This window comes from Azospirillum argentinense, from assembly GCF_000632475.1.
Taxonomy (GTDB): Bacteria; Pseudomonadota; Alphaproteobacteria; order Azospirillales; family Azospirillaceae; genus Azospirillum; species Azospirillum baldaniorum.
In genome coordinates this window covers 983,023-1,007,824 of record NZ_CP007793.1, presented here as the reverse complement: position 1 = coordinate 1,007,824, position 24,802 = coordinate 983,023, and the positions used below count along the sequence as shown (strand labels likewise).

Here is a 24,802-nt window from a genome sequence, read left to right as displayed (position 1 = left end):
ACCGTGCGACTGGCTCCGGACCGATGCGGCAAATGCGTCATCGGTCAATGACTGTCAGCCCGGCTGGCCGTCCTTCTCCCGCCCGCGCGCCTGCTCCTTGCGCTTGCGCAGGTTCTCGCGCAGACGGGCGGCGAGCCGGTCCTGCTTGTCGTCCTTTTTCGGCGAAACGGCGGGGGGCGGGGCGGCGGGTGTCTTGGTCGTCTCGTCGGTCGTCATGCGGCGCTCGCGGCAAGCGGGGCCGGGGCGGCGGCGCTGCCCCAGCGGCGGTTCCAGTCCTGGAACATCAGCACGTTCCAGAGCCGGTGCTGGTTGTTGCGGGTTCCCGCCAGATGCTCCGTCCAGCAGGCGCGGATCGGCGCGGGATCGAAGAAGCCCTCCCGGCGCAAGCGTCCCTCGTCCAGCAAATCCTCCGCCCAGTCGCGCAGCGGGCCGCGCAGCCAGCCGTCCAAGGGAATGGCAAAGCCGGCTTTGGGCCGCTCCACCAGGGCCGGTGGGACATGGCGGTAGAGCACTTGGCGCAGCAGCCACTTGCCCTTGCCGTCGCGCAGCTTCTGCGCTTGCGGCACGCGCCAAGCGAATTCCACCACCCGGTGGTCGAGCAGCGGCACGCGCGCCTCCAGCGACACGCCCATGCTGGCGCGGTCCACCTTCGCCAGGATGTCGTCCGGCAGATAGGTGACGCTGTCGAGATGCTGCATGCGCTCGACGAAATCGGGGATGCTCGCCGCCAGCCCATCGTCCCAGGCCGGACCATGCGGCTCCCGCCCGCCGCGGACCAGTGCGTCGGGGTCCGGCCACTGGCTGACCAGACGGCGGTAGATGGCGTCCGGCCCGGCGGCGTCCAGCACGCCGGCCAGCTTGTGCAGCTTGTCGCCGGTCTGGCGCGGGCGCCGCCCCTCGGGGATCAGTCCGGCCAGCGCGTCCCAGCCGGCGGGCCGGACGGCGCGGATCAGCCCGGCGGCGCCACGGCGCAGCCCGGCGGGCAGCGGCGCCATGCGCCGCCACAAGGCGGGCGCCGTCAGATAGCGGTTGTAGCCGGCGAACAACTCGTCCCCGCCGTCGCCGGACAGGGCCACGGTGACGGAGCGCCGGGTCATTTCCGACACCAGCAGCGTCGGAATCTGCGAGCTATCGGCGAAGGGCTCGTCGTACCAGTCGGCCAGCTTGGGGATGACCTCCAGCGCGTGGCTGGCCTCCACCCGAAGCTCGGTGTGCTCGGTGCCGAGATGAGCGGCGACCGCGCGGGCGTGCACCGCCTCGTCGTAGCCGTCCTCTCCAAAACCGATGGTGAATGTGCGCACCGGCCGCGCGCTCTGCGCCTGCATCAGCGCGACGACGGTGGAGCTGTCGATCCCGCCGGACAGAAAGGCGCCCAGCGGCACGTCGGCCATCATCTGCCGCCCGACCGCGTCCTTGAGTAGCGCCTCCAGCGCGTCCGTCGCGTCGGCGTCGGACAGCGACAGCCGGTCGGCGATGCCGGCCCGCGCCGCGTCGCCGGGGTCCCAATAGACGGTGCGCTCAGGGTCGCGCCCCGGACGGACGGTCAGGATGCTGCCCGGCTCCAGCTTGTGGACGCCCTGGTAGATGCTGTGCGGCGCCGGGACGTAGCTGAAACGGAGATAGGCGGACAGCGCGTCGCGGTCGATTGCCGCCGTGAAGGCCGGGTGGGCGCGCAGCGCCTTGGGCTGGGAGCCGAACAGCAGAGCCCCGCCCATCCGCGCCCAGTAGAGCGGCTTCACCCCCAGATGGTCGCGCACCAGAAAGAGCGTGCGCTCGCGGCGGTCCCACAAGGCGAAGGCGAAGATGCCAACCAGCCGGCGCACGGTGCGCTCGACACCCCAGGCGGCACAGCCCTCCAGCAGCACTTCGGTGTCCGAGTGGCCGCGGAATTGATGGCCGGCGGATTCGAGTTCCGCCCGCAGGTCCTGGAAATTGTAGATCTCGCCGTTGTAGGCGATCACCCAGCGCCCATCCGCCGACTCCATCGGCTGGCGGCCCAGCGGCGACAGCTCCACGATGGCGAGCCGCCGGTGGCCGAGGGCGATCCCGGCCTCCCCATCCGCCCACACGCCATCCCCGTCGGGCCCGCGGTGGGCGATGGTGTCGGCCATGCGCCGTGCTGTGGCCTCAAGCCCGGATGCAGGCCCAGAGCCGGCCAGGAAGCCGCAGATGCCGCACACGGCGCGCGCCCTCGCTTTTAATGGTCGGAGCGGTGCAGGATGCTGTCGCGCAGGCCCGTCTCGTAGGCCATGCCCTCGGCGGTCACGATGCCGTAACCGGCATCGCGGCGCAGCATGCCTTTGCGCTCAAGGATGGTCCAGACGGCCTCGTTGGTCAGGCCGGTGGCGTCGCGGGAGGCGACGACCGCGCTGCCCAGATGGAAGTGGTTGCCATGGGCGTGCGGCAGGTTGGTGACCTGGAAGGCCCCCTCCTCGCCCTCGACCGGCTTCTGCTCCAGACGGGCGAGTTCCTGAAGGAGGGTCAGCGTCTTGAGCTGCAGCGGGTTGAGGTTCGCGGGATTCTTCTTCGGCGGCATGGATGTCCGGCTCGGCAACGTGATTAAGGTTGCGGCAGTAGATCGGGTGCGCCCGCCGGCTGTCAAGCGGTGGAGGATTTTTGCGGACTGGCGTCCGGTCCCCGGGTCGGGCATAAGACGGGCTGTTGACGCGCGCGTTACGTTCGAAGCAAGCGTCTGGCCGGTGCAGGCCCGTCAAGGATGGTGGATATGACGATCGTGGTCACCGGCGCGGCCGGCTTCATCGGCTCGCACGTCGCGGCGGCCCTGCTGGACCGCGGCGAGACGGTGTTGGGGATCGACAACCTCAACGACTACTATTCCGTGGCGCTGAAGGAGGCGCGGCTGGCCCGCCTCGCCGCCCGTCCCGGCTTCCGCTTCATCAAGGCCGACGTGTCCGACCGCGCGACGGTCGAGGCGCTGGCCCCCGACTTCACGACAGCGACGGGCGTCGTGCATCTGGCCGCCCAGGCCGGGGTGCGCTACTCGCTGGAGAATCCCTACGCCTATGTGGACGCCAACGTCACCGGGCAGGTGGCGATGCTGGAAGCCGCCCGGCGCATGCCGAAGCTGAAGCATTTCGTCTACGCCTCCACCTCCTCCGTCTATGGCGCCAACAAGAAGATGCCCTTCTCGGTGGAGGACCGCGTCGACTCCCCCATGTCGATCTACGCCGCGACGAAGAAGGCGGCGGAGATGATGACCTACGCCTACTGTCACCTCTACAAATTCCCGGCGACCGGCCTGCGCTTCTTCACCGTCTACGGCCCGTGGGGCCGCCCGGACATGGCCGCCTATCTGTTCGCCGACGCGATCATGGCGGGCCGTCCGATCCGCGTCTTCAACGAGGGGCGGATGAAGCGCGACTTCACCTATGTGGACGACATTGCGGCGGGGGTGCTGGCGGCGCTCGACCGTCCGGCGGCCCCCGACGCCAATGGCGCGCCGCACGCCGTCTACAACCTCGGCAACAACCGGACCGAGGACCTGATGCGCTTCATCGGCATCATCGAAGAGTCGCTGGGGCGCAAGGCCAACATGAACATGGAGCCTATCCAGGCCGGAGACGTGCCGGAAACCTCCGCCGACATCGAGGTCAGCCGCCGCGACCTCGGCTATGAGCCGACCACGTCCATCGAGACCGGCCTGCCCCGCTTCGTCGCGTGGTACAAGGGCTACCACGGCCTCGCCTGAGGTCCGCCGTTCCGATCCGCCCCTCCGAGATCCGCCCCTCCGAGATCCGCCCCCCGAGATCCGCAACGTGTCCGTGAAACCAAAGCTGATCTACCTCGTCACCGAGGACTGGTATTTCTGGTCGCATCGGCTGCCGATGGCCCGCGCCGCGCGCGATGCCGGCTTCGACGTCGCGGTGGCCGCCCGGATCGACCGGCATGGCGACCGCATCGCCGCCGAGGGCTTCCGCGTGCTGCCGCTGTCCTGGCAGCGGCGCAGCGTCAACCCGCTGGGTGCCCTGTCCGACGTCGCCGAGATCGCCGCCCTCTACCGCCGGGAGGCGCCGGACATCGTCCATCACGTGGCCGTGAAGCCGGTCGTCCTGGGCGGGCTGGCGGCGTGGCAGGCCGGGGTTCCCGCCGTGGTGAACGCCCTGGCCGGGCTCGGCACCATGTTTCTCGGCACCGGCGGCGCCAAGGCCCGGCTGGCCGGCCAGCTGGCGAAGCCGGTCCTGGGCTGCATGCTGCGCCGTCCCAACAGCGTCACCATCCTGCAGAACGAGGACGACCGCCGGACCCTGCTGGAGCAGCGTCTGATCACCCCGGACAAGACCTGCATCATCCGCGGCTCGGGCATCGACACGGCGCACCACACTGTCCTGCCCGAACCGCCGGAGCCACCGGTGACCATCGGCTGCGCCGCCCGCCTGCTCGCCAACAAGGGCATGGACCGGCTGGTCGAGGCGCACGACCGCCTGCTGGACAAGGGGTTGGACGTGCGGCTGATCCTGGCCGGCCAGCCCGACCCGGCGAACCCCACCTCCTTCCCGCAACCGGTTCTCGACGGCTGGGCCGCCCGCCCGAACGTCGAGCTGACCGGCCATCTCGACGACATCCGCGCCCTGTGGCGGCGCTGCCACGTCGCCGTCCTGCCGACGCTGGGCGGCGAAGGGCTGCCGAAGAGCCTGCTGGAGGCCGCGGCCTGCGGGCGAGCCATCGTCGCCACCGACGTGCCGGGCTGCCGCGAGGTGGCGCGCGCCGGCGAGAACGCCCTGCTGGTCCCGCCCGGCGACGTGGCGGCCCTGACCGACGCGCTGGAGGTCCTGGTGCGCGACGCCGCCCTGCGGCGGCAATTCGGCGCGGCCAGCCGTCGGCTGGTCGAATCCGACATGGCGGCCGACCGGGTGGGCGCGAAGACGGTCGAGCTGTACCGCCGCCTGCTGGCTTCCGCCCGGACCGGCACGGCCGCCCCGGTCGCGGAGGCGTCATGAGCGGCGCCCTGGCCCTGGCTCTCGCCCTGGGCGGCAGTTTCGCGCTGTCCTGGCTGCTCACCGGACGGGTGCTCGCCTACCTGCGGCGCAAGGCGATCCTCGACCACCCGAACGACCGGTCCAGCCATTCCATCCCGACGCCGCGCGGCGGCGGCTGGGGTGTGATGCTGACCCTGCTGCCCGCCTGGGCGGTCATCGCCGCGACGGCGGACGATCCGCTGCGGGCGCTGCCGATCCTGGTCGGCGCGGTGGCGCTGATGGCCGTCTCCTGGATGGACGACCGGCGCGGGCTGGGTCCGGCGCCGCGTTTCCTGGCCCAGATCGCCGCGGTGGTCGCCGGGCTGAGCGCGCTTCCCAGTGGCGCACTTCCCGGTGGCGCACTTCCCGGCGACGGGCTGGTCTTCCAAGGGCTGCTGCCCTTCTGGGCGGACCGGCTGGTGGCCGCGGTCGGCTGGCTGTGGTTCGTCAACCTGTTCAACTTCATGGACGGCATCGACGGGCTGGCCGGCGGCGAGGCGGCGTCCATCGGCGCCGGGCTGGCGCTGGTCGCCGCGCTCGCCGGGCTCGACCCGGCGTTGGCCCTCTACGGGCTGGCCGCGGCGGGGGCGGCGCTGGGGTTCCTGATGTGGAACTGGCATCCCGCCAAACTCTTCATGGGCGACGTCGGCAGCGTGCCGCTGGGCTTCACGCTGGGCTGGCTGCTGCTGGCCCTGGCGGCGTCGGGGCTGTGGGTCGCCGCCCTGCTCATCCCCGCCTATTTCCTGGCCGACGCGACCTTCACCCTGCTGCGCCGTTTGGTCGAGGGCAAGAAGGTCTGGCAGGCCCACCGCGAGCATTTCTATCAGAAGGCCACCCAGCGCGGGCGCAGCCACGCCCAGGTCGTGCGGCTGGTCCTGATGCTGAACGCCGCGCTGCTGCTGCTGGCCGCGGCGTCGCTGGCGCTCGGCTGGGTGGTGCTCCCGGCGGGAGCGGCGGCGGTCGTTCTGCTGCTGGCCCTGCTGGCGCGCCCTGTGCGGGCGGCGGCGTGATGCGCGTCCTGGTCACCGGGGCCACCGGTTTCGTCGCGCGGACGGTCATTCCTCTGCTTGTGGCGCGCGGGCACAGCGTGCGTGCCGTGGTTCGCCGCCCCGACGTCGCGGTTCCGCAGGCGGCGGAGACCGTCACCATCGACGACATCGGCCCCGCCACCGCCTGGGGCAACGCGCTCCAGGGCATGGACGGGGTGGTCCATCTGGCCGCCCGCGTCCACGTCATGCGCGACCGCGAGTCCGACCCGCTGGCCGCCTTCCGCCGCGTCAACACCGCCGGCACCCGCGTGCTGGCCGAGGCGGCCGCGGCGGCCGGCGTCAAGCGCATGGTCTATCTCAGCAGCGTCAAGGCGCTGGCCGACGAGAGCCGCCCGGACGAGCTGAGCGAGGAGACGGAGCCCGATCCGCATTCCCCCTACGGCATCTCCAAGCTGGAGGCGGAGCGCGCTCTGGCCGAGATCTCCACCCGCACCGGGCTGGAGGTCGCGGTGATCCGCCCGCCGCTGGTCTACGGTCCGGGCGTGGGTGGCAATTTCCTGCGGCTGATGCAGGCGGTGGACCGCGGCATCCCCCTGCCGCTGGGCGCCCTGGAGAACCGGCGCAGCCTGATCTTCGTGGGCAACCTCGCCGACGCCATCCAGGAGTGCCTGACCCACCCGCAGGCGGCGGGCGCACGGTTCCTGGTCCATGACGGCCGCCCCATGTCCACGGCGGAGCTGGTGCGCGCCATCGCGGAGGCGCTGAACAAGCCCGCGCGCCTTCTGCCCGTGCCGCCGTCCCTGCTGGCCCTCGCCGCCCGGCTGGCCCGGCGCGAGGCCATGCTGGACCGCATCGCCGGCTCGCTGGTGATCGACGATGGGGCCATCCGCCGCGCCCTGAACTGGCGCCCGCCCTGCTACCCTGCGTACGGCTTGCGCCTGACCGCCGAATGGTTCAAAGCTGTGCGCGGCTGAACGGCCAACATGGTCCGCGGGTTGCCCGAAAGGGAACGGCCCCGGCAAAGCGAATTCCAAGGTAAAGCGCATGCGCATCCCGTCCCCGCGGGCGTCCCTCGTCTACCTTCACGACCTGACGATGACGGCCGTTTCCCTGGTTGTGGCGCTGTATCTGCGCGTGGGCCAGCAGGCGTTCGACGAATACAGAGACCCGCTGCTGACGGGCCTGCCCATTCTGGTGCTGATCGGCGCGGTGGCGTTCCGTTTTTCCGGGCTGTACCGCGGCATCTGGCGCTACGCATCGGTGCCTGATCTGGCCCAGCTCCTACGCGCGGTCACGATGGTCGTGCTGTGCTTCGTCGCGGTCATGTTCCTGCTGACGCGGCTGGAATCCCTGCCGCGGTCCCTGCCGGTGATCCTGTGGTTCGTGCAGCTCGTCCTGCTCGGCGGCCCGCGCTTCGCCTACCGTCTGGTGAAGGACCGCCGGCTGGGCCTTCATGACCGGGAAGCAGGGGGCGTGCCACGCATCCCGGTGCTTCTGCTCGGCGTCAGCGACGCGGCGGAGCTGTTCATCCGCTCGCTGGACCAGAACGCCGGCGCCGCCTACCGCGCGGTCGGCCTGCTCGACGACAAGAACCGCCGCATCGGCCACGCCATCCGCGGCGTGCCCGTTCTGGGCGGTCCCGACGACCTGCCCCGCGTGGTCGAGGAGCTGGCGCAGCGCGGCGACCGCCCGCAGCGCCTGATCGTCGCCAAGGGCCAGGCCGACGTGCCCGGCACCGTCCTGCGCGACCTGCTGGAGCAGGCGGAGTTGCTCGGCCTGTCCATGGCCCGGCTGCCCAGCCTGACCGAGTTCAAGTCCGCGCTGGGCGAAGGCAAGATCGAGGTGCGCCCGATCGCGCTGGAGGACCTGCTGGGCCGTCCCCAGGCGGTTCTCAACCGCGGCGCCATCGCCAGCCTGGTGACCGGACGGCGCGTCGTGGTGACCGGGGCGGGCGGCACCATCGGAAGCGAGCTGGTCCGCCAGATTGCCGCCCTCGAACCGGAGACGCTGACCCTCGTCGATGCCGGCGAGTTCAACCTCTACACCATCGAGATGGAGATGCGGGAGCGCTTCCCCGCCCTGGCGCTCCAGGCGGTGATCGCCGACGTGCGCGACCGCGACCGCATCTTCCGCCTGTTCCAGACACAGCGCCCGCACATGGTCTTCCACGCCGCGGCGCTGAAGCATGTGCCGCTGGTCGAGGCCAACCCGGCGGAAGGCGCGCTGACCAACGTCATCGGCACCCGGAACGTCGCCGACGCGGCGCGGGCCAACGGCTGCCAGGCGATGGTTCTGGTGTCCACCGACAAGGCGATCCGCCCGACCAGCGTGATGGGCGCCACCAAGCGCTTCGCCGAATGCTACTGCCAAGCGCTCGACATGCTGCCGCCGCGCGACGGCAGCGAGACGGCGACCCGCTACATGACGGTGCGCTTCGGCAACGTGCTGGGCTCCAGCGGGTCGGTGGTGCCGCTGTTCACCCGCCAGCTCGCCAAGGGCGGCCCGCTGACCGTCACCCACCCCGACATGCGCCGCTACTTCATGACGGTGCGCGAGGCGGTGGAGTTGGTGCTCCAGGCCTCGGCCCACGGGGTCGCCCGCGCGGAGGAGCGCGGCAAGGTGCTGGTGCTCGACATGGGCGAGCCGGTGAAGATCGTTGACCTCGCCCGACAGATGATCCGGCTGGCCGGCTATCGTCCGGGCGAGGACATCAGGATCGAATTCACCGGCCTGCGTCCCGGCGAGAAGCTGTTCGAAGAAATCCTGACCTCGGCGGAGGCGCCGTCGCGCACGGAGGCCGACGGCGTGTTCCTCGCCTCTCCCCGCGTCATCGACTACGCCCTCATCAACCGCGCCCTGGGCGAGCTGGAGACGGCGGCACGGGCCGGGGATGCGGAGCGGGTGATGACGATCCTGACCAACATCGTCCCCGACTTCCGCGCCGAGGCCGTCCTGCCGCCGCCCAGCGCCTTCAGCAACGCCTCCGGCGAGGGCGGCGCCGACTGACCGGTGCGGAAATCCGGCAGGATCCTGGGCGTGACCATGGGCGGGGATTTCCCCGCCCATTTTTCTTTGGCGAGAAAGCGCTTCCCCGCTTGCATCGCGGCAAGGCCTGTGGCATAACCCGCGCCACTTCGACGGTTGGCCGCAAGTTCTTCCCGGCCAGCATCACCGTCCCGGCGCTGCCGTAGCTCAGTGGTAGAGCACTCCCTTGGTAAGGGAGAGGTCGAGAGTTCAATCCTCTCTGGCAGCACCATCCTCCCCCCTTTTGATTTCTTCGAGAATGCTGAAGCGCAACCGCAGGCCGGCTTGCGTGGCTTTTTGCGTTCTGCATTCAGCGATGGATCTGGACCTTGCCCCCTCCCTACCCCTCGCCCGCTTCGCAGGGGAGGGAATGGATGCCGCTTCGCGTAAGGCCCCCCACCACCCCCTTAAAAGAAAAACGCCGCCCCGGATCGCTCCGGAGCGGCGTTTCCCTTTGGAACCCGGACGGGCGCCGTCGTTAGTCGACGACGGTCACGCCACGACGGTTCTGCGCCCAGGAGGCCTCGTTCGAGCCGAGGACCGCCGGCTTCTCCTTGCCGTAGGAGATGACCTTGACGCGCGACGTGTTGATGCCGCCGGCGACGAGGTAGTTCTTCACCGAGTTGGCGCGACGCTCACCCAGGGCGAGGTTGTACTCGCGGGTGCCGCGCTCGTCGGCGTGACCTTCGATGGTCACGGTGACGTTCGGGTACTGCTTCAGCCAGGAAGCCTGACGGTCCAGGGTGGCGCGAGCCTCCGGAGCCAGGTCGTAGCGGTCGAGACCGAAGAACACGCGGTCGCCAACGTTGACGACCAGGTCTTCCTGCGAGCCCGGACGGATGCTGGACTGGGTGGCGGCGCCATTGCCCGAAGCGTTGCCGGCATCCTTCGGAGCGGTTTCGCAAGCGGCAACCAGAGCGACGGCCGCGATCAGGCTCAGATACTTGATACGCATGTCTAATGACCCCCTAAGCGACACGATATGTTTTGACCGGATTGTGGAGGAAGAACGCCGCCGACTTCCGCCAGACCCCGACGGAAGTACCGACTTCCGGCCTTCGTCTTGAGCGTCGTTCTTGCGCGCGCAAAATAGGGCTACTCCACTAGGGAATCAAGGGCGACCATGCGGGATCGGAGCCGTCGAGCGGAGTGATCACACGGCGTTCGTTTGCGCCCGTCACGTCGATGGTGTAGAGCTTCGCGCTTCGCCCGCGGCCGTCGCCGGCCGGAACATCGCGGAAGAAGCTCAGCACGCGGCCGTTCGGCGCCCAGGTCGGGCCTTCCACGTGGAACGACTCGGTCAGGATGCGCTCGCCGGTGCCGTCCGGGCGGATCACGCCGAGCGCGAAGTTGCTGCCGCGTTGGCGGGTGAAGGCGATCAGATCACCGCGCGGCGACCACACCGGGGTGCCGTAGCGGCCCTCGCCGAAGGTCAGGCGCTTCTGCCCCGAGCCGTCCGCGTTCATGATGTAGAGCTGCTGGCTGCCGCCGCGGTCCGACTCGAAGACGATGCGCTGGCCGTCCGGCGAGTAGCTGGGACCGGTGTCGATGCCCGGCGAATCGGTGAGCTGGGTCTGGCGGCGGGTCCGCAGGTCCAGGGCGTAGATGTCGGTGTTGCCGTTCTGCGCCATGCTCATGATGACCTTGTTGCCGTCCGGCGAGAAGCGCGGGGCGAAGGTCATGCCGACGAAGTCGCCGAGGACTTCCTGGCGGCCGCTGTCGATGTTGAACAGGTACACGCGCGGCTTCTTGTTGAAGTACGACATGTACGTGATTTCCTGGGTCGCCGGCGAGAAGCGCGGCGTCAGGACGAGGTTCTTGCCGTCGGTCAGGAACTGATGGTTCTCACCGTCCTGGTCCATGATGGCGAGCTGCTTCTTGCGCGCGTTGGCCGGGCCGGATTCGGCCACATAGACGATGCGCGTGTCGAAATAGCCCTCTTCGCCGGTCAGCCGCTTGTAGATGGCGTCGGCGACGATGTGGGCGATGCGGCGCCAGCTGTCGGCGGTCGCGGTGTAGCTCAGCCCCTGCATGTACTGGCCGGCGGCGACGTCCCACAGGCGGAAGTCGACCTTCATGCGGCCGTCGCCCATGGCGGTGGTGTTGCCGGCGACCAGCGCCTGGGCGCCGACGGCGCGCCAGTCCTGGTAGCGCGGCTCGCCGGAGCGGAGCTGGTCGGGGGTCTGCAGGAAGCCCTTGGGGTCGAGCGGGCGGAACAGGCCCGACCGCTCCAGGTCGGCGGCGACCACCTTGGAGATGTCCGAGCCGACCTGCGCCTCGCGCCCGCCGGCACCGGCGAAGCTGGTGATGGCGATCGGCAGCGGCTCGACCACGCCCTTGGTGATGTCGATTCGCACCTCGGCGCGGGCCGGGGCGGGCGCCGCGACGCCGAGGGCGAGCAGCAGGGCGCCGGCGCAACCGGCGGCCTTCAGCAGGAGCCTCGTCTTCTTCGTCATCGTCAGAACATGTCCCTCGGGTCGAAATTGAACACGAAGTAACGCCACTCTTCATACCGGGCGGGCGTGAAGTCGCCGGAGAACTCGCTGATGGGCAGGGGGCTGGCCCGCTTCACCGCGCGCAGCGCGGCGTCGGCCGATGCCCGGAAGGCCGCGTCCGACATGTAGCGGGAGCGGTACCTCTCGTTGATCGTCGCGTTGAGGACCGAACCGTCGCGGCCCAGCTCAACGATGATCTCCACCTGCATGTTCCCGGCGTCCTTGCGGCCCGGGTCGAAGTTCCAGTTCTTGCTCACCGCTCCGCGGATGCCGTCGATGGCGCGCCCGGACGGCTTGAACGGCTTGTCCGGACCGTTCACCGCCTTGGCGGCCCCCGAGGGCGCCGGCGATGCGGCGGCGTGCTGGGTCGGCTTGGCGTCGGCCTTGCTTTCCGAAGCCGCCGGCTTGGCCGGGGCGTTCTTCTGAACGTTCTTCAGAAGGTCGGCCAGCGCGTCGGTCTTCTCCGGCGGCTTCTCCGGCTTCTTCGGCTCGGCCTTCGGAGGCTCCGGCTTGGCCGGCTCGGGCTTCTTGGGCTCGGGCTTGGGCGGTTCCGGTTTGGCCGGTTCCGGCTTCGGCGGCTCGGACTTCTTCGGCTCCGGCTTCGGGGGCTCGGGCTTGGGAGGCTCAGGCTTCGGCGGTTCCGGTTTGGGCGGCTCCGGCTTCGGAGGCTGCGGCTTCGGTTCCGGCTTGGGCTCGGGCGGCTTGACCACCGGCGCCGGCTCCGGATCGGGCGGCGGCGGGGGGCGGTGCCGGCTTGGGGCGGCGGCGGCGTGGTGGCGGGCGTCGTCGGCGTTCGGCGCCTCTGGCGGCGGTGGGGGCGGCGGCTCGCTGGCCGGTTCCGGCGGCGCGGGGGCCGGCGGGCTCGGCTTGGCCTCGGGGACCGGCGGCTTGGGCGCCGACGGCTTGGGCTCGCCTTTGTCGACGCGCGCGGCCTGGGTCACCTCGCCCATGTCCACGATCTCGATCGGGATGGACTCGGGGATGTCCAGCTTGCGATCGCTGGGCGGCATGCCGAGCACGAACAGCGCGACCAGCGCGACGTGCAGCGTTGCCGAGGCGATCAGGGGTTTGCGCATGGGTCAGCCTTCAACTCGCCGTGGCGTCTCAGCGCTGCGCCGAGCCGCCGACGCGCGGCCCGGTGGCGCCCGGCCCGCTGGGCATCTCGGCGACCAGCCCGACCTTCTTGAAGCCGGCGGCGCTCATGGTGCCCATCACCTCCAGCATCTTGCCGTAGGCGATCTTCGCGTCGCCGCGCACCAGGATGCGGGCGTCTGGGTTGTTGTTGGTCACGGCGATCAGCAGCGGCACCATGTTGGCCGTCTCCACCGCCGTCTCCTGCACATAGACCCGGCCGTCGGACTGGACGGTCACGAACAGCGGGTCCTTCTGCGCCTCCAGCGGCGCGGCGTTGGTCTTCGGCAGATCGACCGGCACGCCGACGGTCAGCAGCGGTGCCGCGACCATGAAGACGATCAGCAGCACCAGCATGACGTCGATGAAGGGCGTCATGTTGATGTCGGCCATCGCGCGGTATCCGCGGCGGCGGCCCCGACCGTGGCCGCCCTTTCCTGCGAGCTGGGCTCCCATGTCAGGCGGCTCCCCGCTCCTCGAGGTGGCGCGACAGGATCGCCGAGAACTCGCCCGAGAAGGTCTCCAGCCGGTCGGCGTAGCGGCCGAGGTCGGTGGTGAACTTGTTGTACGAGATCACGGCGGGAATGGCGGCCACGAGACCCAGCGCCGTGGCGAACAGCGCCTCGGCGATGCCGGGGGCGACGACGGCGAGGCTGGTGTTGCCCGAGGCGGCGATGGAGGTGAAGGAGTTCATGATGCCCCACACCGTGCCGAACAGGCCGATGAAGGGAGCCGTCGAACCGACCGAGGCCAGGAAGGTCATGTAGCGTTCGGCGCGCAGCATCTCGCGCCCGATGGTCACCGACATGACGCGCTCGACCCGCTGCTGCAGCGAGCCCTTCATGGAGCCGATGCCGCGGTCGGCGGCGTGGCGCCACTCGCGCATGCCGGCGGCGAAGGTCGCCGACATCGGATCGCTCGGGTTCTGCCCGATGCGGTCGTACAGCGCGTCCAGCGAGCCGCCGGACCAGAAGCTTTCCTCGAAGGCGTCCGCCTGCGCGTTCAGGCGGCGGATGCGCATCAGCTTCTCGATGATGATGGCCCAGCACCACACCGAGGCAACCAGCAGCATCAGCATCACGACCTTGACGATCAGGTCGGCCTGCCAGAACAGGCCCCACATCGTGATGTCGTGAGCCTTCGCCGCGGCCCCGACCACCTGGGCGGAATTCAGATCCATCGCAGTCAGTCTCGCTTCTGCCTTTTGTACAAATCGATGAGCGCCTCGCGGACCGGCGCCGGAAGGCGCGCGGGACGTCCGGCCCGGTTACCGGCCAAATTGATCATCGCCAGCTGAATCACCGCCCGCGCGAGGTCGCGGCCGTCGCGACGGGCAAGTTGTGCAACTGCGAAGGAGGCACCGCCGGTATCGGTGATTCGCGTCACCACTTCAAGCGTATCCTCGAGCTTTGCGGGAGCGACAAAATCGATCTCCGCCCGTCGTACCGCAAATGACACACCGTCGCTTTCAGCCAGCCCGGCGTTGGTGAATCCGGTCAGCCGCAGCATCTCGGTGCGCGCCCGCTCGAAGAAGCGCAGGTAGTTGGCGTGATAGACCAGCCCCCCGGCGTCCGTGTCCTCGTAGTAGACCCGCAAGCGCAGCCTGTGCTGCGCGTTCTCGTCAAACCAGCCCGAAAGATTCGCCGTCCCGGTACCGTCAGACATCGCCGTCCTCCGGGTCCGGGTTGGCCTCCGACAGCCGGTCCAGCAGATCGAACTGGCGGGTCGGCGCCGACGGCGGGTTGAGGCCGAGATAGCGAAAGCCCTGATCGGTCAGCATGCGCCCGCGCGGGGTCCGCTGCAGGAAGCCCTGCTGGATCAGGTAGGGTTCCACCACCTCCTCCAGCACATCGCGCTGCTCGCCGAGTGCCGCGCCCAGCGTGTCCACGCCCACCGGGCCGCCGCCGTAGTTGTTGGCGATGATTCCCAGATAGCGCCGGTCCATGCTGTCGAGGCCGAGCCGGTCGACCTCCAGCCGGGTCAGGGCGGCGTCGGCGATGCGGGCGTCCACCTCCGGCACGCCGGCCACCGAGGCGAAGTCGCGGACCCGGCGCAGCAGCCGCCCCGACACGCGCGGCGTCCCGCGCGAGCGGTTGGCGATCTCCCGCGCCCCTTCCGGCGTGATGAGCATGTTGAACACAGCCGCGGCTCGGCGGACGATCAGCTCCAACTCATCCGGCTCGTAGAACTGCAGCCGCACGGGAATGCCGAACCGTTCGCGCAGGGGGCGCGTGATCAGGCCCGAGCGCGTGGTGGCGCCGACCAGCGTGAAGGGCGGCAGGTCGATCCGGATGGACCGCGCCGACGGGCCTTCGCCGATGATGAGGTCGAGCTGGAAATCCTCCATGGCGGGATAGAGCACCTCTTCCACGGCGGGATTAAGGCGATGAATCTCGTCGATGAAGAGGACGTCGTGCGGCTGCAGGTTGGTGAGCAGCGCGGCGAGGTCGCCGGCCCGCGCGATGACCGGGCCGGAGGTCGCGCGGAAGCCCACCCCCAGCTCGCGCGAGACGATCTGGGCCAGGGTCGTCTTGCCCAGGCCGGGCGGGCCGAACAGCAGCACATGGTCCAACGCCTCCCCGCGGGAACGGGCGGCCTGGATGAAGATCGACAGGTTTTCGCGCGCCTGCCGCTGGCCGATGAACTCGGCGAGCGAGAGCGGGCGGATCGAGGCTTCGCCGGAGTCGCCGGCGCCCCGCCCCGGCTGCACCAGCCGGTCGGGATCGGAGCCGTTCTGGTCGGCGGTCATTGGCTGAGTTCCTTAAGGCCATGGCGGATCAGCTCCGACACGCCGGCCCCGTCGCCCAGCTTGCGCCCGGCGGCCACGACGGCGCCGAACGCCTCCGACCGCCCGTAGCCGAGGTTGACGAGGGCCGAAACGGCGTCCGCCATGACCATGTTGTCGGGTCCGCCCGCCGCCGGCGCCGCCTTGCCGCCCGCCGCCGGAGCGGCGGAGGCCGAGGCGCCGAGGGTGAGGTTGCCCACCTTGTCCTTCAACTCGTTGACGATGCGCGCGGCCACCTTCGGCCCCACGCCGTCGGCGCGGGTGAGCGCCGTCTTGTCCTGCGCCGCGATGGCGCGGGTGAGCTGGTCCGGGTCGAGCACGCCGAGAATCGACAGGGCCAGGCGCGAGCCGACGCCCTGGATGGTGGTCAGCAGCCGGAACCAGTCGCGCTCGCCGGAATCGGCGAAGCCATAGAGGGTGATCCGGTCGTCGCGGATGAAGGTCTCGACGACCAGCGCCCGCCGCTCCCCCACCGCCATGCGCGACAGCGTGCGGTTGGAGCAGGCGACCTGATAGCCGACCCCGTTGACGTCCACCACCACCCAGTCGGTCCCGACCGAATCCACGACACCGGTGAGCTTGGCGATCATGGGGAATTCTCCTTGTCCCTCAAACGCTGGAGGGGATCACGGCGCAACACGGTGGTCGCGGAAAGCGCCGTGCGGATGGTTTCGAGAACGCCTTCCAGATTGTCGTTCACGTCGTTGTTCCAGAAGCGCAGCACACGGAAACCGGCCTGTTCCAGCATGCGCGTCCGGCGCTCGTCATAGGGCGCCTGATCGGCGTGCTGTCCGCCGTCCAGTTCGATCACCAACCGATGGTCGTGCGCGACGAAATCCACGATGAAGCCGACAATAGGTTCCTGCCGACGGAATTTGGCCCCCATCTGCGCGTTCCGCAAACGTTGCCATATGATCTTTTCCATCTCGGTGGAATCGCGCCGCATTTGAACGGCCCGATTGGTGTGCAAAGGCGCCGGCTTGTCCTTCGCAACCGGCAGCAACACCCCCTCTCCCCTCTGGGGAGAGGGTTGGGGTGAGGGGGTTGCGCGCGTGCCGGACATCCCACCACGTGCATCCCCCTCACCCGGCCCTACGGGCCACCCTCTCCCCGGAGGGGAGAGGGACTGCACATCGCTCCGCCGCCACATCTGCCAGCTTGCGCGGTGATGCGCGTGGCAGATCGCCACGGCCAGCGCGTCCGCGGCGTCCGGCGTGGTGATGGCGCAGCCGGGAAGCAGCAGACGCACCATGGCTTGCACCTGCGTCTTGTCGGCCCGGCCCTGCCCCACCACGGCCTTCTTCACCATGTTGTTGGCATACTCGGCGACCAACAGCCCGGCCAGCGCCGGGACCAGCAGGGCCACCGCCCGTGCTTGCCCCAGCTTCAGCGTGGAGACCGCGTTGCTGTTGACGAAGGTCTCCTCCACCGCCGCCTCGTCGGGGCGGTAGCGCTCCAGCACCTCGGTCAGCGCGTCGTGGATCTGGCACAGCCGTTCGGCGAGCGGACGGCCGTCGTCGGAATGGACGGCGCCGTCCGCCACATGGGTCAGCCGGTTGCCGGACACGTCGATGACGCCCCAGCCGGTGTGGCGGAGGCCGGGGTCCAGCCCCAACAGGCGTACGGGCGGCTGTTGCGCCGCCCCGCTCCTTCCGGCCTGCCCAAGCACCCCGGTCCCTCCGCTCCGCGGCCTGAAATCAGGCCGTCAGCTTCTGCATCAGCTCGTCGGAGATGTCGAAGTTGCCTTCGACGGTCTGGACGTCGTCGTTGTCCTCCAGCACGTCCAGCAGCTTCATCAGGCTGGCCGCGGCGTCCTCGGACGGAGCGACGGTGTTCAGCGGCTTCCAGGTCAGGCGCGCGCTCTCCGCACCGCCGAACTTGGCCTCCAGCGCGTCGCGCACGATCGCGAAATTCTCCACCGTGGTGGTGACCTCGTGACCGTTCTCGTCGGACGCCACGTCTTCCGCGCCGGCTTCCAGAGCCACCTCGAACACGGCGTCCGCGGCCGCGGCGGCGGCCGGGTAGTAGATCGCGCCGACGCGGCTGAACATGAAGCTGACCGAGTTCGTCTCGCCCAGCGAGCCGCCGTACTTGGTGAAGGCCGAGCGCACTTCCGAGGCGGTGCGGTTGCGGTTGTCGGTCAACGCCTCGACGATCAGAGCGACGCCGCCGGGGCCGTAGCCCTCGTACCGCACCTCGTCGTAGTTCGCGTCGTCACCACCGCCGGGCGTGCCCTGCTTGATCGCACGGTCGATGCGGTCGCGCGGCATGTTCTGCACGCGGGCCGCGGTGATCGCGGCGCGCAGGCGCGGGTTGGCCGCCGGGTCCGGCAGGCCGCCCTTGGCCGCAACGGTGATCTCGCGGGCGAGCTTGTTGAAGATCTTCGACCGCTTGGCGTCCTGCGCGCCTTTGCGGTGCATGATGTTCTTGAATTGGCTATGACCGGCCATGCGTCGAACGAGCCCCAGATGGATTCAAAGATACAAGGTCTTGTGAAACAGCTTGGTAAGCGGTGGGACACATGTACCAGCCTTTGTGCGCCACCGCACGCCTTCGGCGCCGGAGACGACACCTACCCATATAGAAAGTCAATATGGCAGTATTGGGGCGCCCCTTTTGCGCCCCGCGGGGCCGGAGCCGGTGGCGCCGCTCAGCCCCGGACCGGCATGGACTGGCTCAGCCGGCCGCCCAGCCGAACCGGCTGGATGCTGGTGGCGAGCCCGGTGCGGTCGTCCGTCTCGACGTAGCAGCCACAGACGGTGCCCTCGCCTTCCGCCGGGCTCAGCCGCTCGGTCGGCAGCTTGCGGATCAGCTTGGCCATGGCGACCTCCTTCTTCATGCCGATGGCGCTGTCGTAGTCGCCGCACATGCCGGCGTCGGTCAGATAGGCCGTGCCGCCCTTCATCACCACATGGTCCGCCGTCGGAACGTGGCTGTGCGTGCCGACCACCAGCGAGGCGCGGCCGTCGCAGAAATGGCCCATGATCATCTTCTCGCTGGTCGCCTCGCCATGGACGTCGACCAGGATGGCGTCGGCGCCGTTGGGGCCCAGCCGGTGGGCGCGCAGCACCCGGTCCACCGCGGCGAAGGGATCGTCCATCGGGTCCATGAACAGGCGCAGCATCACGTTCATGACCAGCACCTTGCGCCCGCCCCGCGCCTGCAGCAGCACGAAGCCGCGCCCCGGAGTCCCTTCCGGGTAATTCAGCGGACGAATGATGCGCGGCTGCTGGTCGATCGCCGCGACCAGCTCCTTCTGGTCCCAGCTGTGGTTGCCCAGCGTCACCACGTCCACGCCGGCCGCAAAGAACTCCTCGGCGATTTTCACGGTGATGCCGAAGCCGCCGGCGGCGTTCTCGCCGTTGACCACGGTCAGGTCGGGGTCGAGCCGGTCGCGCAGCGTCGGCATGTGCGCGATCACCGCGTCGCGTCCCGACCGCCCCACCACATCACCGAGAAACAAAAGCCGCATCGTCCCCAACCTTCACTGCGTAAAGCGGAGCGTCTCGCGCTCCGTCAGAATCCAATCGAGCCGCTCGTCGTGCGCCCCGCAGGGCACCGCGTCCATCTCCTGCGCGGCGAAGGCCATGCCGACCGCCAGGACGGGACGGATCGCGCGCAAGGCGTCCAGCGTCCGGTCGTAGTAGCCGGCGCCGTAGCCCAGCCGGTGCCCGCTGCGGTCGAAGGCCAGCATCGGCACCAGCAGCACCGCCGGAACCACCTCGGGCCGGTCGGCGCCCGGCTCCTGGATGCCGTAGCGGCCGGCGGCCAGCGGCAGCGCCGGGTCCCAGTCGCGGAAGGTCAGCGCCTGCCCGCGCGGCCCGGACACCGGAAGCGCGACGGAGCGCCCGCCTGTCTTAAGCCCGCCGGCCCTAAGCCCGCCCATCCTAAGATGGAGCAGCAGAGGCCGCACGTCGAGTTCCGAACCGAGCGGCCAATAACCGGCAACCGGTCCGTCGGCGATAAACCCCGGCCGAACCAGCTCCTCCAGGAAGCGGTCGCGCAGAGCATCCGCGGCAAAAGCGCGCATCCGGTCGTCGCTGAGGGAATCGCGCCGGGCGCGTGCCTGGGCTCGGGCGGCGTCCTTGGCCGCGCGCAGGTCGGTCATCGTCGCCTGGAAAGGTCGGGGAAAGTCAGGGGAGAGGCGGAAGGTGCCGCCTTGGCCGTTGGCATTGCTTATCCTCCATGACCTGCAGAGCAGGTGGGCGCCGTGTAACCGGACCAGGGTCCGGACAGGGACAGCTCCCGAGAGTCTAAGATTATCGGCCCTGGGGATTATTGCGACCTGACGAACCAGGCAGCGACCTTCCGTTCACTAACTTAAGCGCGCTCGAGCCGCGCGGCAACCTCTTCGATGCGCAAAGCGACATTGTCCACGGCGGCGGCCACCTCGGCCTCGTTGACTGTGGACAGCGGGGCGAGGCCGCGGCCGGCCATGACGTCCTGCATCTCGTCGGCCATGACGATGGCGGTGAGGACGAGCATCTGCGCCTCCGACCCGGATTTCCCGCCGCCGGTCACCTGCTTCAGCTTGGCGTCCACGAAACCGGCCAGCTCACGCAGGCGGGCCTCCTGGCCGTCCTGGCAGAAGACGCGGTAGGCGCGCCCGTTCACCTCGATGTCCACCTGGGCCATGGCTCAGTTCTCCAAAACCGCTTCGAGACGGCCGATGGCCGCCTCCAGACGCTTCGACACGGTTTCCGCGTTCTCCTGGGCCCGCGCCTGCTCGATGCGCGCCTCGCGCAGGGACTCGCTCAGCTCCTGCTCGCGCTTGGCCACCCGTTCCTCGCGGGCGCACGCGGCATGCTCCAGACGATCCACGGCCTTGGAGAGGCGGTCGAGCGCGGCTTTCAGGGAATCCATGGGCGGAGAACCTTGACGGACGGATGGACGGCGGGCGGGCAGCAGTTCGCACATGCATAAAATGCCGAGCGCTACAGTTGGGCCGGCCATGCCGCCCCGTCAACCGGAATTACGCCGCAGTTCACGGTGGAAATGGCGCCGTCACAATGCGCCGGAAGCCGGACCGCCATCCCCATTCCCGTGTTGACCTGCGCACACGGGTTCTGCATGGTGCGCGCGTCCTGCGGGAAGCCTTGTTTCCCGCCCAATCGGTGTTGCCCGATGCCATTCGGCCCCCACCGTTCGCTGCCCGCCTGCCCACGGGAACATTCTTCAGGAACCCTGCCCGATGTCCGCTGCTTCCGCCGCCACCCCGCCCGCCCCCATCACCACCATGGCGAACGCCATCCGCGCGCTGTCCATGGACGCGGTGGAGGCCGCGAAGTCCGGCCACCCCGGCATGCCGATGGGCATGGCCGACGTGGCCACGGTGCTGTTCACGCGCTTCCTGAAGTTCAACCCGAAGCAGCCGGCCTGGGCCGACCGCGACCGCTTCATCCTGTCGGCCGGCCACGGCTCGATGCTGATCTACTCGCTGGGCTACCTGACCGGCTATGAGCGGATGACCATCGACGAGCTGAAGCGCTTCCGCCAGCTCGGCAGCCTGACGCCGGGCCACCCGGAGGTCGACCCGTCGCTCGGCATCGAGATGACCACCGGGCCGCTGGGCCAGGGCGTCTCCACCGCCGTCGGCTTCGCCCTGGCGGAGCGCATCACCAACGCCCGCTTCGGCGACGATCTTATCAACCACTTCACCTACGTCATCGCCTCGGACGGCGACCTGATGGAGGGTGTCAGCCACGAGGCCTGCTCGCTGGCCGGCCATCTCGGGCTGAACCGCCTGATCGTGCTGTGGGACGACAACCACATCTCCATCGACGGCTCGACCGACCTCAGCTTCACCGACGACACGCCGGCCCGCTTCCGCTCCTACGGCTGGAACACGGCGACCGTCGACGGCCACGATCCGGAAGCCGTCGCCAAGGCCATCGAGGCCGCGCAGACCTCCGACAAGCCGACGCTGATCGCCTGCCGCACCATCATCGGCAAGGGCGCCCCGAACAAGGCCAACACCCACGGCTGCCACGGCTCGCCGCTGGGCGCCGACGAGGTGGCCGCCACCCGTGAGAATCTCGGCTGGCCGCACGAGGCCTTCGTCGTCCCGCAGGACGTGCTGGACGCTTGGCGCGCCGCCGGCACCCGCGCCGACGCCGCCTACGCCGACTGGGCGCAGCGCGTCGCGGCGATGGACCCCTCCGCCCGCAAGGCGTTCGAGGCGGCCATGGACCGGGGCGTTCCCGCCGGCCTGGACGAGCTGATCGCCGCCTTCAAGAAGAAGGTGTCTGAGGACAAGCCGAGCTGGGCGACCCGCGTCGCCTCGGGCAACGTGCTCGACATCCTGGTTCCGGCGGTGCCGGAGATGATCGGCGGCTCCGCCGACCTGACCCCGTCGAACAACACCAAGGCGAAGAACACCGCCGACGTGAAGGGCCGCGGCGAGTTCAACGGCCGCTACGTCCGCTACGGCGTGCGCGAGCACGGCATGGCCACCGTCATGAACGGCATGGCGCTGCACGGCGGCGTCATTCCCTACGGCGGCACCTTCATGCAGTTCGCCGATTACTGCCGCCCGTCGATCCGTCTCGCCGCGCTGATGAAGCAGCGCTCGATCTTCGTGATGACCCACGACTCGATCGGCCTCGGCGAGGACGGCCCGACCCACCAGCCGGTGGAGCATCTGGCCGCTCTGCGCGCCATCCCGAACCTGCTGACCCTGCGCCCGGCCGACGCCGTGGAGACCGCGGAGTGCTGGCAGATCGCGCTGGAGCGGGTCAAGGGCCCGTCCGTCCTGGCGCTGACCCGCCAGAACGTGCCGACCCTGCGCACCGAGCACGCGGCGGAGAACCGCTCCGCCCGCGGCGGCTACGTGATCCTGGAGGCCGAGGGCGAGCGCAAGGTGACGCTGCTCGCCACCGGCTCGGAAGTCTCGCTGGCCGCCGAGGCCCGCAAGGCGCTCCAGGCCGAGGGCATCGGCGCCGCCGTGGTGTCGATCCCGAGCTTCGAGCTGTTCGAGGCGCAGGACGACGCCTACAAGGCTTCCGTTCTCGGCAGCGGCGTCCGCGTCGCGGTCGAGGCCGCCATCCGTCAGGGCTGGGACCGCTGGCTCGGCTATCCGGGCGCCACGGCCGTCGCCTTCGTCGGCATGAGTGGCTTCGGCGAGTCGGCTCCCTATCAGGAACTCTACAAGCACTTCGGCATTACCGCCGAGGCCGTGGTCGCCGCGGCGAAGGCGCGCCTGTAAAAGAGCGAGCGTTCGCAGGATCGGGCTCCGGGCCGACGGTCCGGGGCTGACAATTGCCGCCCCGGACCACACATCCGGGGCCGGGAGTTACCGCCCCAAGCCGGATGGTTCGGGGTCGGGGAATGCCAGACTGGAGGAAAAACAATGGCTGTTCGGGTAGCGATCAACGGTTTTGGCCGTATCGGCCGTCTGGTTCTGCGGGCCATCTACGAGAGCGGCCGCAACGACGTGGAGGTCGTGGCGATCAACGACCTGGCCGACCTCAAGGCCAACGCCCACCTGCTGAAGTACGACAGCGTCCATGGCCGTTTCCCCGGCACCGTGGAGGTCAAGGATGGCGCCCTGATCGTCAACGGCCACTCGATCAAGGTCGTGCAGGAGCGTGACCCGGCCAAGCTGCCGTGGAAGGATCTGGGCATCCAGATCGCCATGGAATGCTCGGGCATCTTCACCAAGCGCGCCGACGCCGCCAAGCATCTGGAAGCGGGTGCCGAGAAGGTGCTGATCTCCGCCCCGGCCACCGACGAGGACATCACGGTGGTCTACGGCGTCAACCACGACCAGCTCAAGGCCGAGCACCGCATCGTCTCGAACGCGTCGTGCACGACGAACTGCCTGGCCCCGGTGGCCTTCGTGCTGAACAACCTGATCGGCATCGAGAAGGGCTTCATGACGACGATCCACTCCTACACGGGGGATCAGCGCATCGTCGACACCAACCACAAGGACCTGCACCGCGCCCGCGCCGCGGCGCTGAACATGATCCCGACCTCGACCGGGGCGGCCAAGGCGGTGGGCAAGGTGCTGCCCGAGCTGAAGGGCAAGCTGGACGGCACCGCCATGCGCGTGCCGACGCCGAACGTCTCGGTGGTCGACTTCAAGTTCACCGCCAAGCGCGCCACCTCGGTGGAGGAGATCACCAAGGCGATCGCCGAGGCCGCCAACGGCCCGCTCAAGGGCATCCTGGGTGCCTACACCGAGGATCTCGTCTCCACCGACTTCAACCACGACCCGCACAGCTCGATCTTCGCGCTGAACGAAACCAAGGTCATCGACGGCAACTTCGTCCGCATCATGACTTGGTACGACAACGAGTGGGGCTTCTCCAACCGCATGAGCGACACCGCCGTCGCCATGGCCAACGCCAAGTAAGCCGTCCGTGGCTTGCTGCAAAGAGAAAGGGCGCCCTGAACGGGGCGCCCTTTTTCATGAGCGGATTGTTGCGACAGCGGTCGCGGTCACCCCGCCTTGACGGCGTTGATTCCCGTGGCCTGCGTCAACTGGTCGGCGACCCAGGCGGAGACGCTCTTGCCTTCACGTTCCGCACAGGTGGCGATGGCACGGTGGAGCATCGGGTTGACGCGGATGGCGAGCTTGCCGGAATAGGGCTGCTCGGTGTTGCCCGCCATGTCGCAGGCCATCGCCAGATAGTCGTCCACGGCCTCGCGGAAGGCCCTGCGCAGCTCATCGACCGAGCGGCCGGTGAAGGTGATGCCGTCGCGCGTGTTGATGACGGCGCCGACGAAGATGCCGGCGTCGTTGTCGAAATCGATCTGGGCCTTGTAGCCCTTATAGTCCATCATCGGCGGCGACCCCAGGAATGCGTAGGTTGGAAGGATAGCCTCGCCTCCGCCCCCGCGGTTTGACCTGCCTCAATTCCCGGAATCGGGCTGAGGGAATGCCAGCCGTGTTTTTCCCGTCATGCCCCCTGCCCCCATGACCGCCCTGCCCCCGCATTCCCGCCCCATCCGCATCCACAGCCTGACCGACGCCGACGCCGCCTGCGCCGCGGCGGCGGAACTCGGAATTCCCCTTCTGCTGGTCAGCGCGCCCGGTGCGGCGGCCTCCGCCGGGGCCGGCTGGTTTCGCGCGGTCGCCGCCCGCGCCGCCGCCCGACACCCGTCGGTTGCGATGACGGCGGTGCTCGACTGCGCCGACCGGCCCGGCGATGCCCTGGGCGCGCTGTCCGCCGGGATCGGTGCGATCCTGTTCACCGGGCGCTTGGATGTCGCGGAGCGGCTGGCCGACATCGCCACGCAGCGCGGCGCCCGCCTGCTGACGGCGCTTCCCGAGGCCCTCGACCTGCGCAGCGCCCGCGATCCCCGGCGCACCTGCCGGAATTGGCTAGGCGGGCAAGACGGCGGCCATGTCACGGAATAGTCCCAAGGCGATACCGCTTTTTCCCCGAATCCGCAGGA

The 24,802-nt window shown here is 69.5% G+C and carries 26 protein-coding genes, 1 tRNA gene, 1 other RNA gene and 1 pseudogene; 9 read left to right on the top strand and 20 right to left on the bottom strand.

The window, feature by feature from the left end; all coding sequences use genetic code 11:
- Window positions 1-54: 54 nt before the first annotated feature.
- From ABAZ39_RS36050 to ABAZ39_RS04760, 3 genes are read right to left on the bottom strand one after another with little or no spacing between them, the layout of a single operon-like run.
- Window positions 55-216 carry a hypothetical protein gene (locus tag ABAZ39_RS36050; protein WP_160174798.1) on the bottom strand — a complete coding sequence of 54 codons (162 nt, stop codon included), beginning with the start codon at window positions 214-216 and terminating at the stop codon, window positions 55-57.
- Complete coding sequence (gene asnB, locus ABAZ39_RS04765; RefSeq protein ID WP_038527239.1) at window positions 213-2,180, bottom strand: asparagine synthase (glutamine-hydrolyzing); 1,968 nt, start codon at window positions 2,178-2,180, stop codon at window positions 213-215. The genes ABAZ39_RS36050 and asnB overlap by 4 nt, the downstream gene beginning before the upstream one ends.
- A gap of 17 nt (window positions 2,181-2,197) precedes the next feature.
- Window positions 2,198-2,536 carry a hypothetical protein gene (locus ABAZ39_RS04760; protein ID WP_038527236.1) on the bottom strand — a complete coding sequence of 113 codons (339 nt, stop codon included), beginning with the start codon at window positions 2,534-2,536 and terminating at the stop codon, window positions 2,198-2,200.
- 189 nt (window positions 2,537-2,725) lie between these two features.
- Here ABAZ39_RS04760 and ABAZ39_RS04755 point away from each other — a divergent pair, with 189 nt between their 5' ends.
- The 6 genes from ABAZ39_RS04755 (at window position 2,726) to ABAZ39_RS04730 (ending at window position 9,221) form a co-directional block, all read left to right on the top strand.
- Window positions 2,726-3,709, top strand: a complete 984-nt coding sequence (locus ABAZ39_RS04755; RefSeq protein WP_038527232.1) for an SDR family NAD(P)-dependent oxidoreductase — start codon at window positions 2,726-2,728, stop codon at window positions 3,707-3,709.
- 67 nt (window positions 3,710-3,776) lie between these two features.
- Window positions 3,777-4,958: a glycosyltransferase family 4 protein gene (locus ABAZ39_RS04750; RefSeq protein ID WP_247881626.1), complete on the top strand. Its 1,182-nt coding sequence runs from the start codon at window positions 3,777-3,779 to the stop codon at window positions 4,956-4,958.
- Window positions 4,955-5,986 (top strand): MraY family glycosyltransferase, encoded by a 1,032-nt coding sequence (locus tag ABAZ39_RS04745; RefSeq protein WP_038527229.1) that lies wholly within the window; start codon window positions 4,955-4,957, stop codon window positions 5,984-5,986. The genes ABAZ39_RS04750 and ABAZ39_RS04745 overlap by 4 nt, the downstream gene beginning before the upstream one ends.
- On the top strand, window positions 5,986-6,939 hold the full coding sequence (locus ABAZ39_RS04740) for an NAD-dependent epimerase/dehydratase family protein (protein ID WP_038527226.1): 954 nt from the start codon (window positions 5,986-5,988) through the stop codon (window positions 6,937-6,939). The genes ABAZ39_RS04745 and ABAZ39_RS04740 overlap by 1 nt, the downstream gene beginning before the upstream one ends.
- Before the next feature lie 70 nt (window positions 6,940-7,009).
- The gene (locus ABAZ39_RS04735; RefSeq protein WP_038527223.1) at window positions 7,010-8,971 is read left to right on the top strand and encodes a polysaccharide biosynthesis protein; all 1,962 of its coding nucleotides are present in this window, start codon (window positions 7,010-7,012) and stop codon (window positions 8,969-8,971) included.
- 175 nt (window positions 8,972-9,146) lie between these two features.
- Window positions 9,147-9,221, top strand: a tRNA-Thr gene (locus tag ABAZ39_RS04730).
- A gap of 246 nt (window positions 9,222-9,467) precedes the next feature.
- On the opposite strand, the gene pal is transcribed toward ABAZ39_RS04730, so the two are convergent.
- From pal to ABAZ39_RS04660, 16 genes and pseudogenes are all read right to left on the bottom strand, one after another.
- Window positions 9,468-9,944, bottom strand: coding sequence for a peptidoglycan-associated lipoprotein Pal (pal, locus tag ABAZ39_RS04725; protein ID WP_038527220.1), 477 nt, complete (start codon window positions 9,942-9,944; stop codon window positions 9,468-9,470).
- 148 nt (window positions 9,945-10,092) lie between these two features.
- Window positions 10,093-11,445 (bottom strand): Tol-Pal system beta propeller repeat protein TolB, encoded by a 1,353-nt coding sequence (tolB, locus tag ABAZ39_RS04720; protein ID WP_038527217.1) that lies wholly within the window; start codon window positions 11,443-11,445, stop codon window positions 10,093-10,095.
- A gap of 2 nt (window positions 11,446-11,447) precedes the next feature.
- Window positions 11,448-12,560, bottom strand: a complete 1,113-nt coding sequence (gene tolA, locus ABAZ39_RS04715; protein WP_038527214.1) for a cell envelope integrity protein TolA — start codon at window positions 12,558-12,560, stop codon at window positions 11,448-11,450.
- Window positions 12,561-12,588: 28 nt separating this feature from the next.
- Complete coding sequence (tolR, locus tag ABAZ39_RS04710) at window positions 12,589-13,071, bottom strand: protein TolR (protein ID WP_014240514.1); 483 nt, start codon at window positions 13,069-13,071, stop codon at window positions 12,589-12,591.
- A gap of 1 nt (window position 13,072) precedes the next feature.
- On the bottom strand, window positions 13,073-13,795 hold the full coding sequence (tolQ, locus tag ABAZ39_RS04705; protein WP_014240513.1) for a protein TolQ: 723 nt from the start codon (window positions 13,793-13,795) through the stop codon (window positions 13,073-13,075).
- Window positions 13,796-13,800: 5 nt separating this feature from the next.
- Window positions 13,801-14,280 carry a tol-pal system-associated acyl-CoA thioesterase gene (gene ybgC / locus ABAZ39_RS04700; protein WP_038527211.1) on the bottom strand — a complete coding sequence of 160 codons (480 nt, stop codon included), beginning with the start codon at window positions 14,278-14,280 and terminating at the stop codon, window positions 13,801-13,803.
- A complete protein-coding gene (gene ruvB / locus ABAZ39_RS04695; protein WP_038527208.1) occupies window positions 14,273-15,364 on the bottom strand; it encodes a Holliday junction branch migration DNA helicase RuvB in 1,092 nt (363 codons plus the stop codon). Before ruvB ends, ybgC begins: the two co-directional genes overlap by 8 nt.
- Window positions 15,361-15,990: a Holliday junction branch migration protein RuvA gene (ruvA, locus tag ABAZ39_RS04690; protein ID WP_038527205.1), complete on the bottom strand. Its 630-nt coding sequence runs from the start codon at window positions 15,988-15,990 to the stop codon at window positions 15,361-15,363. The genes ruvB and ruvA overlap by 4 nt, the downstream gene beginning before the upstream one ends.
- Complete coding sequence (locus tag ABAZ39_RS36745; protein ID WP_257722222.1) at window positions 15,987-16,463, bottom strand: endonuclease domain-containing protein; 477 nt, start codon at window positions 16,461-16,463, stop codon at window positions 15,987-15,989. The genes ruvA and ABAZ39_RS36745 overlap by 4 nt, the downstream gene beginning before the upstream one ends.
- A gap of 96 nt (window positions 16,464-16,559) precedes the next feature.
- Window positions 16,560-17,069, bottom strand: a pseudogene (gene ruvC, locus ABAZ39_RS36740) (crossover junction endodeoxyribonuclease RuvC); the annotation flags it as partial.
- A gap of 28 nt (window positions 17,070-17,097) precedes the next feature.
- Window positions 17,098-17,850: a YebC/PmpR family DNA-binding transcriptional regulator gene (locus ABAZ39_RS04680; RefSeq protein WP_014240508.1), complete on the bottom strand. Its 753-nt coding sequence runs from the start codon at window positions 17,848-17,850 to the stop codon at window positions 17,098-17,100.
- 200 nt (window positions 17,851-18,050) lie between these two features.
- The gene (locus tag ABAZ39_RS04675) at window positions 18,051-18,872 is read right to left on the bottom strand and encodes a TIGR00282 family metallophosphoesterase (protein WP_038527199.1); all 822 of its coding nucleotides are present in this window, start codon (window positions 18,870-18,872) and stop codon (window positions 18,051-18,053) included.
- A gap of 12 nt (window positions 18,873-18,884) precedes the next feature.
- Window positions 18,885-19,508 carry a 5-formyltetrahydrofolate cyclo-ligase gene (locus ABAZ39_RS04670; protein ID WP_038527196.1) on the bottom strand — a complete coding sequence of 208 codons (624 nt, stop codon included), beginning with the start codon at window positions 19,506-19,508 and terminating at the stop codon, window positions 18,885-18,887.
- Between the two features lie 39 nt (window positions 19,509-19,547).
- A non-coding RNA gene (gene ssrS / locus ABAZ39_RS33695) (6S RNA) lies at window positions 19,548-19,707 on the bottom strand.
- A 13-nt stretch (window positions 19,708-19,720) separates the two neighbouring features.
- On the bottom strand, window positions 19,721-20,035 hold the full coding sequence (locus tag ABAZ39_RS04665; RefSeq protein ID WP_014240504.1) for a cell division protein ZapA: 315 nt from the start codon (window positions 20,033-20,035) through the stop codon (window positions 19,721-19,723).
- A 3-nt stretch (window positions 20,036-20,038) separates the two neighbouring features.
- Complete coding sequence (locus tag ABAZ39_RS04660) at window positions 20,039-20,263, bottom strand: hypothetical protein (protein WP_038527192.1); 225 nt, start codon at window positions 20,261-20,263, stop codon at window positions 20,039-20,041.
- Between the two features lie 328 nt (window positions 20,264-20,591).
- Between ABAZ39_RS04660 and tkt the strand changes: the two genes are divergently transcribed.
- Both tkt and gap read left to right on the top strand, forming a co-directional pair.
- Window positions 20,592-22,604, top strand: coding sequence for a transketolase (tkt, locus tag ABAZ39_RS04655; RefSeq protein WP_038527189.1), 2,013 nt, complete (start codon window positions 20,592-20,594; stop codon window positions 22,602-22,604).
- Between the two features lie 144 nt (window positions 22,605-22,748).
- On the top strand, window positions 22,749-23,756 hold the full coding sequence (gene gap, locus ABAZ39_RS04650) for a type I glyceraldehyde-3-phosphate dehydrogenase (RefSeq protein WP_038527186.1): 1,008 nt from the start codon (window positions 22,749-22,751) through the stop codon (window positions 23,754-23,756).
- Between the two features lie 86 nt (window positions 23,757-23,842).
- Here gap and ABAZ39_RS04645 read toward each other — a convergent pair whose 3' ends face one another.
- Window positions 23,843-24,187 (bottom strand): type II toxin-antitoxin system HicB family antitoxin, encoded by a 345-nt coding sequence (locus ABAZ39_RS04645; RefSeq protein WP_038527183.1) that lies wholly within the window; start codon window positions 24,185-24,187, stop codon window positions 23,843-23,845.
- Window positions 24,188-24,320: 133 nt separating this feature from the next.
- Between ABAZ39_RS04645 and ABAZ39_RS04640 the strand changes: the two genes are divergently transcribed.
- Window positions 24,321-24,764 (top strand): hypothetical protein, encoded by a 444-nt coding sequence (locus ABAZ39_RS04640; protein WP_051657800.1) that lies wholly within the window; start codon window positions 24,321-24,323, stop codon window positions 24,762-24,764.
- Window positions 24,765-24,802 lie beyond the last annotated feature (38 nt).

Excerpts from the sequence above, each read along its gene's own strand:
- ABAZ39_RS36050 (WP_160174798.1), bottom strand. The coding sequence starts at position 216 with ATGACGACCGACGAGACGACCAAGACACCCGCCGCCCCGCCCCCCGCC.
- ABAZ39_RS04760 (WP_038527236.1), bottom strand. The coding sequence starts at position 2,536 with ATGCCGCCGAAGAAGAATCCCGCGAACCTCAACCCGCTGCAGCTCAAG.
- ABAZ39_RS04755 (WP_038527232.1), top strand. The coding sequence starts at position 2,726 with ATGACGATCGTGGTCACCGGCGCGGCCGGCTTCATCGGCTCGCACGTC.
- ABAZ39_RS04745 (WP_038527229.1), top strand. The coding sequence starts at position 4,955 with ATGAGCGGCGCCCTGGCCCTGGCTCTCGCCCTGGGCGGCAGTTTCGCG.
- ABAZ39_RS04740 (WP_038527226.1), top strand. The coding sequence starts at position 5,986 with ATGCGCGTCCTGGTCACCGGGGCCACCGGTTTCGTCGCGCGGACGGTC.
- ABAZ39_RS04735 (WP_038527223.1), top strand. The coding sequence starts at position 7,010 with ATGCGCATCCCGTCCCCGCGGGCGTCCCTCGTCTACCTTCACGACCTG.
- pal (WP_038527220.1), bottom strand. The coding sequence starts at position 9,944 with ATGCGTATCAAGTATCTGAGCCTGATCGCGGCCGTCGCTCTGGTTGCC.
- tolB (WP_038527217.1), bottom strand. The coding sequence starts at position 11,445 with ATGACGAAGAAGACGAGGCTCCTGCTGAAGGCCGCCGGTTGCGCCGGC.
- tolA (WP_038527214.1), bottom strand. The coding sequence starts at position 12,560 with ATGCGCAAACCCCTGATCGCCTCGGCAACGCTGCACGTCGCGCTGGTC.
- tolR (WP_014240514.1), bottom strand. The coding sequence starts at position 13,071 with ATGGGAGCCCAGCTCGCAGGAAAGGGCGGCCACGGTCGGGGCCGCCGC.
- tolQ (WP_014240513.1), bottom strand. The coding sequence starts at position 13,795 with ATGGATCTGAATTCCGCCCAGGTGGTCGGGGCCGCGGCGAAGGCTCAC.
- ybgC (WP_038527211.1), bottom strand. The coding sequence starts at position 14,280 with ATGTCTGACGGTACCGGGACGGCGAATCTTTCGGGCTGGTTTGACGAG.
- ruvB (WP_038527208.1), bottom strand. The coding sequence starts at position 15,364 with ATGACCGCCGACCAGAACGGCTCCGATCCCGACCGGCTGGTGCAGCCG.
- ruvA (WP_038527205.1), bottom strand. The coding sequence starts at position 15,990 with ATGATCGCCAAGCTCACCGGTGTCGTGGATTCGGTCGGGACCGACTGG.
- ABAZ39_RS36745 (WP_257722222.1), bottom strand. The coding sequence starts at position 16,463 with ATGTCCGGCACGCGCGCAACCCCCTCACCCCAACCCTCTCCCCAGAGG.
- ABAZ39_RS04680 (WP_014240508.1), bottom strand. The coding sequence starts at position 17,850 with ATGGCCGGTCATAGCCAATTCAAGAACATCATGCACCGCAAAGGCGCG.
- ABAZ39_RS04675 (WP_038527199.1), bottom strand. The coding sequence starts at position 18,872 with ATGCGGCTTTTGTTTCTCGGTGATGTGGTGGGGCGGTCGGGACGCGAC.
- ABAZ39_RS04670 (WP_038527196.1), bottom strand. The coding sequence starts at position 19,508 with ATGACCGACCTGCGCGCGGCCAAGGACGCCGCCCGAGCCCAGGCACGC.
- ABAZ39_RS04665 (WP_014240504.1), bottom strand. The coding sequence starts at position 20,035 with ATGGCCCAGGTGGACATCGAGGTGAACGGGCGCGCCTACCGCGTCTTC.
- ABAZ39_RS04660 (WP_038527192.1), bottom strand. The coding sequence starts at position 20,263 with ATGGATTCCCTGAAAGCCGCGCTCGACCGCCTCTCCAAGGCCGTGGAT.
- tkt (WP_038527189.1), top strand. The coding sequence starts at position 20,592 with ATGTCCGCTGCTTCCGCCGCCACCCCGCCCGCCCCCATCACCACCATG.
- gap (WP_038527186.1), top strand. The coding sequence starts at position 22,749 with ATGGCTGTTCGGGTAGCGATCAACGGTTTTGGCCGTATCGGCCGTCTG.
- ABAZ39_RS04645 (WP_038527183.1), bottom strand. The coding sequence starts at position 24,187 with ATGATGGACTATAAGGGCTACAAGGCCCAGATCGATTTCGACAACGAC.
- ABAZ39_RS04640 (WP_051657800.1), top strand. The coding sequence starts at position 24,321 with ATGACCGCCCTGCCCCCGCATTCCCGCCCCATCCGCATCCACAGCCTG.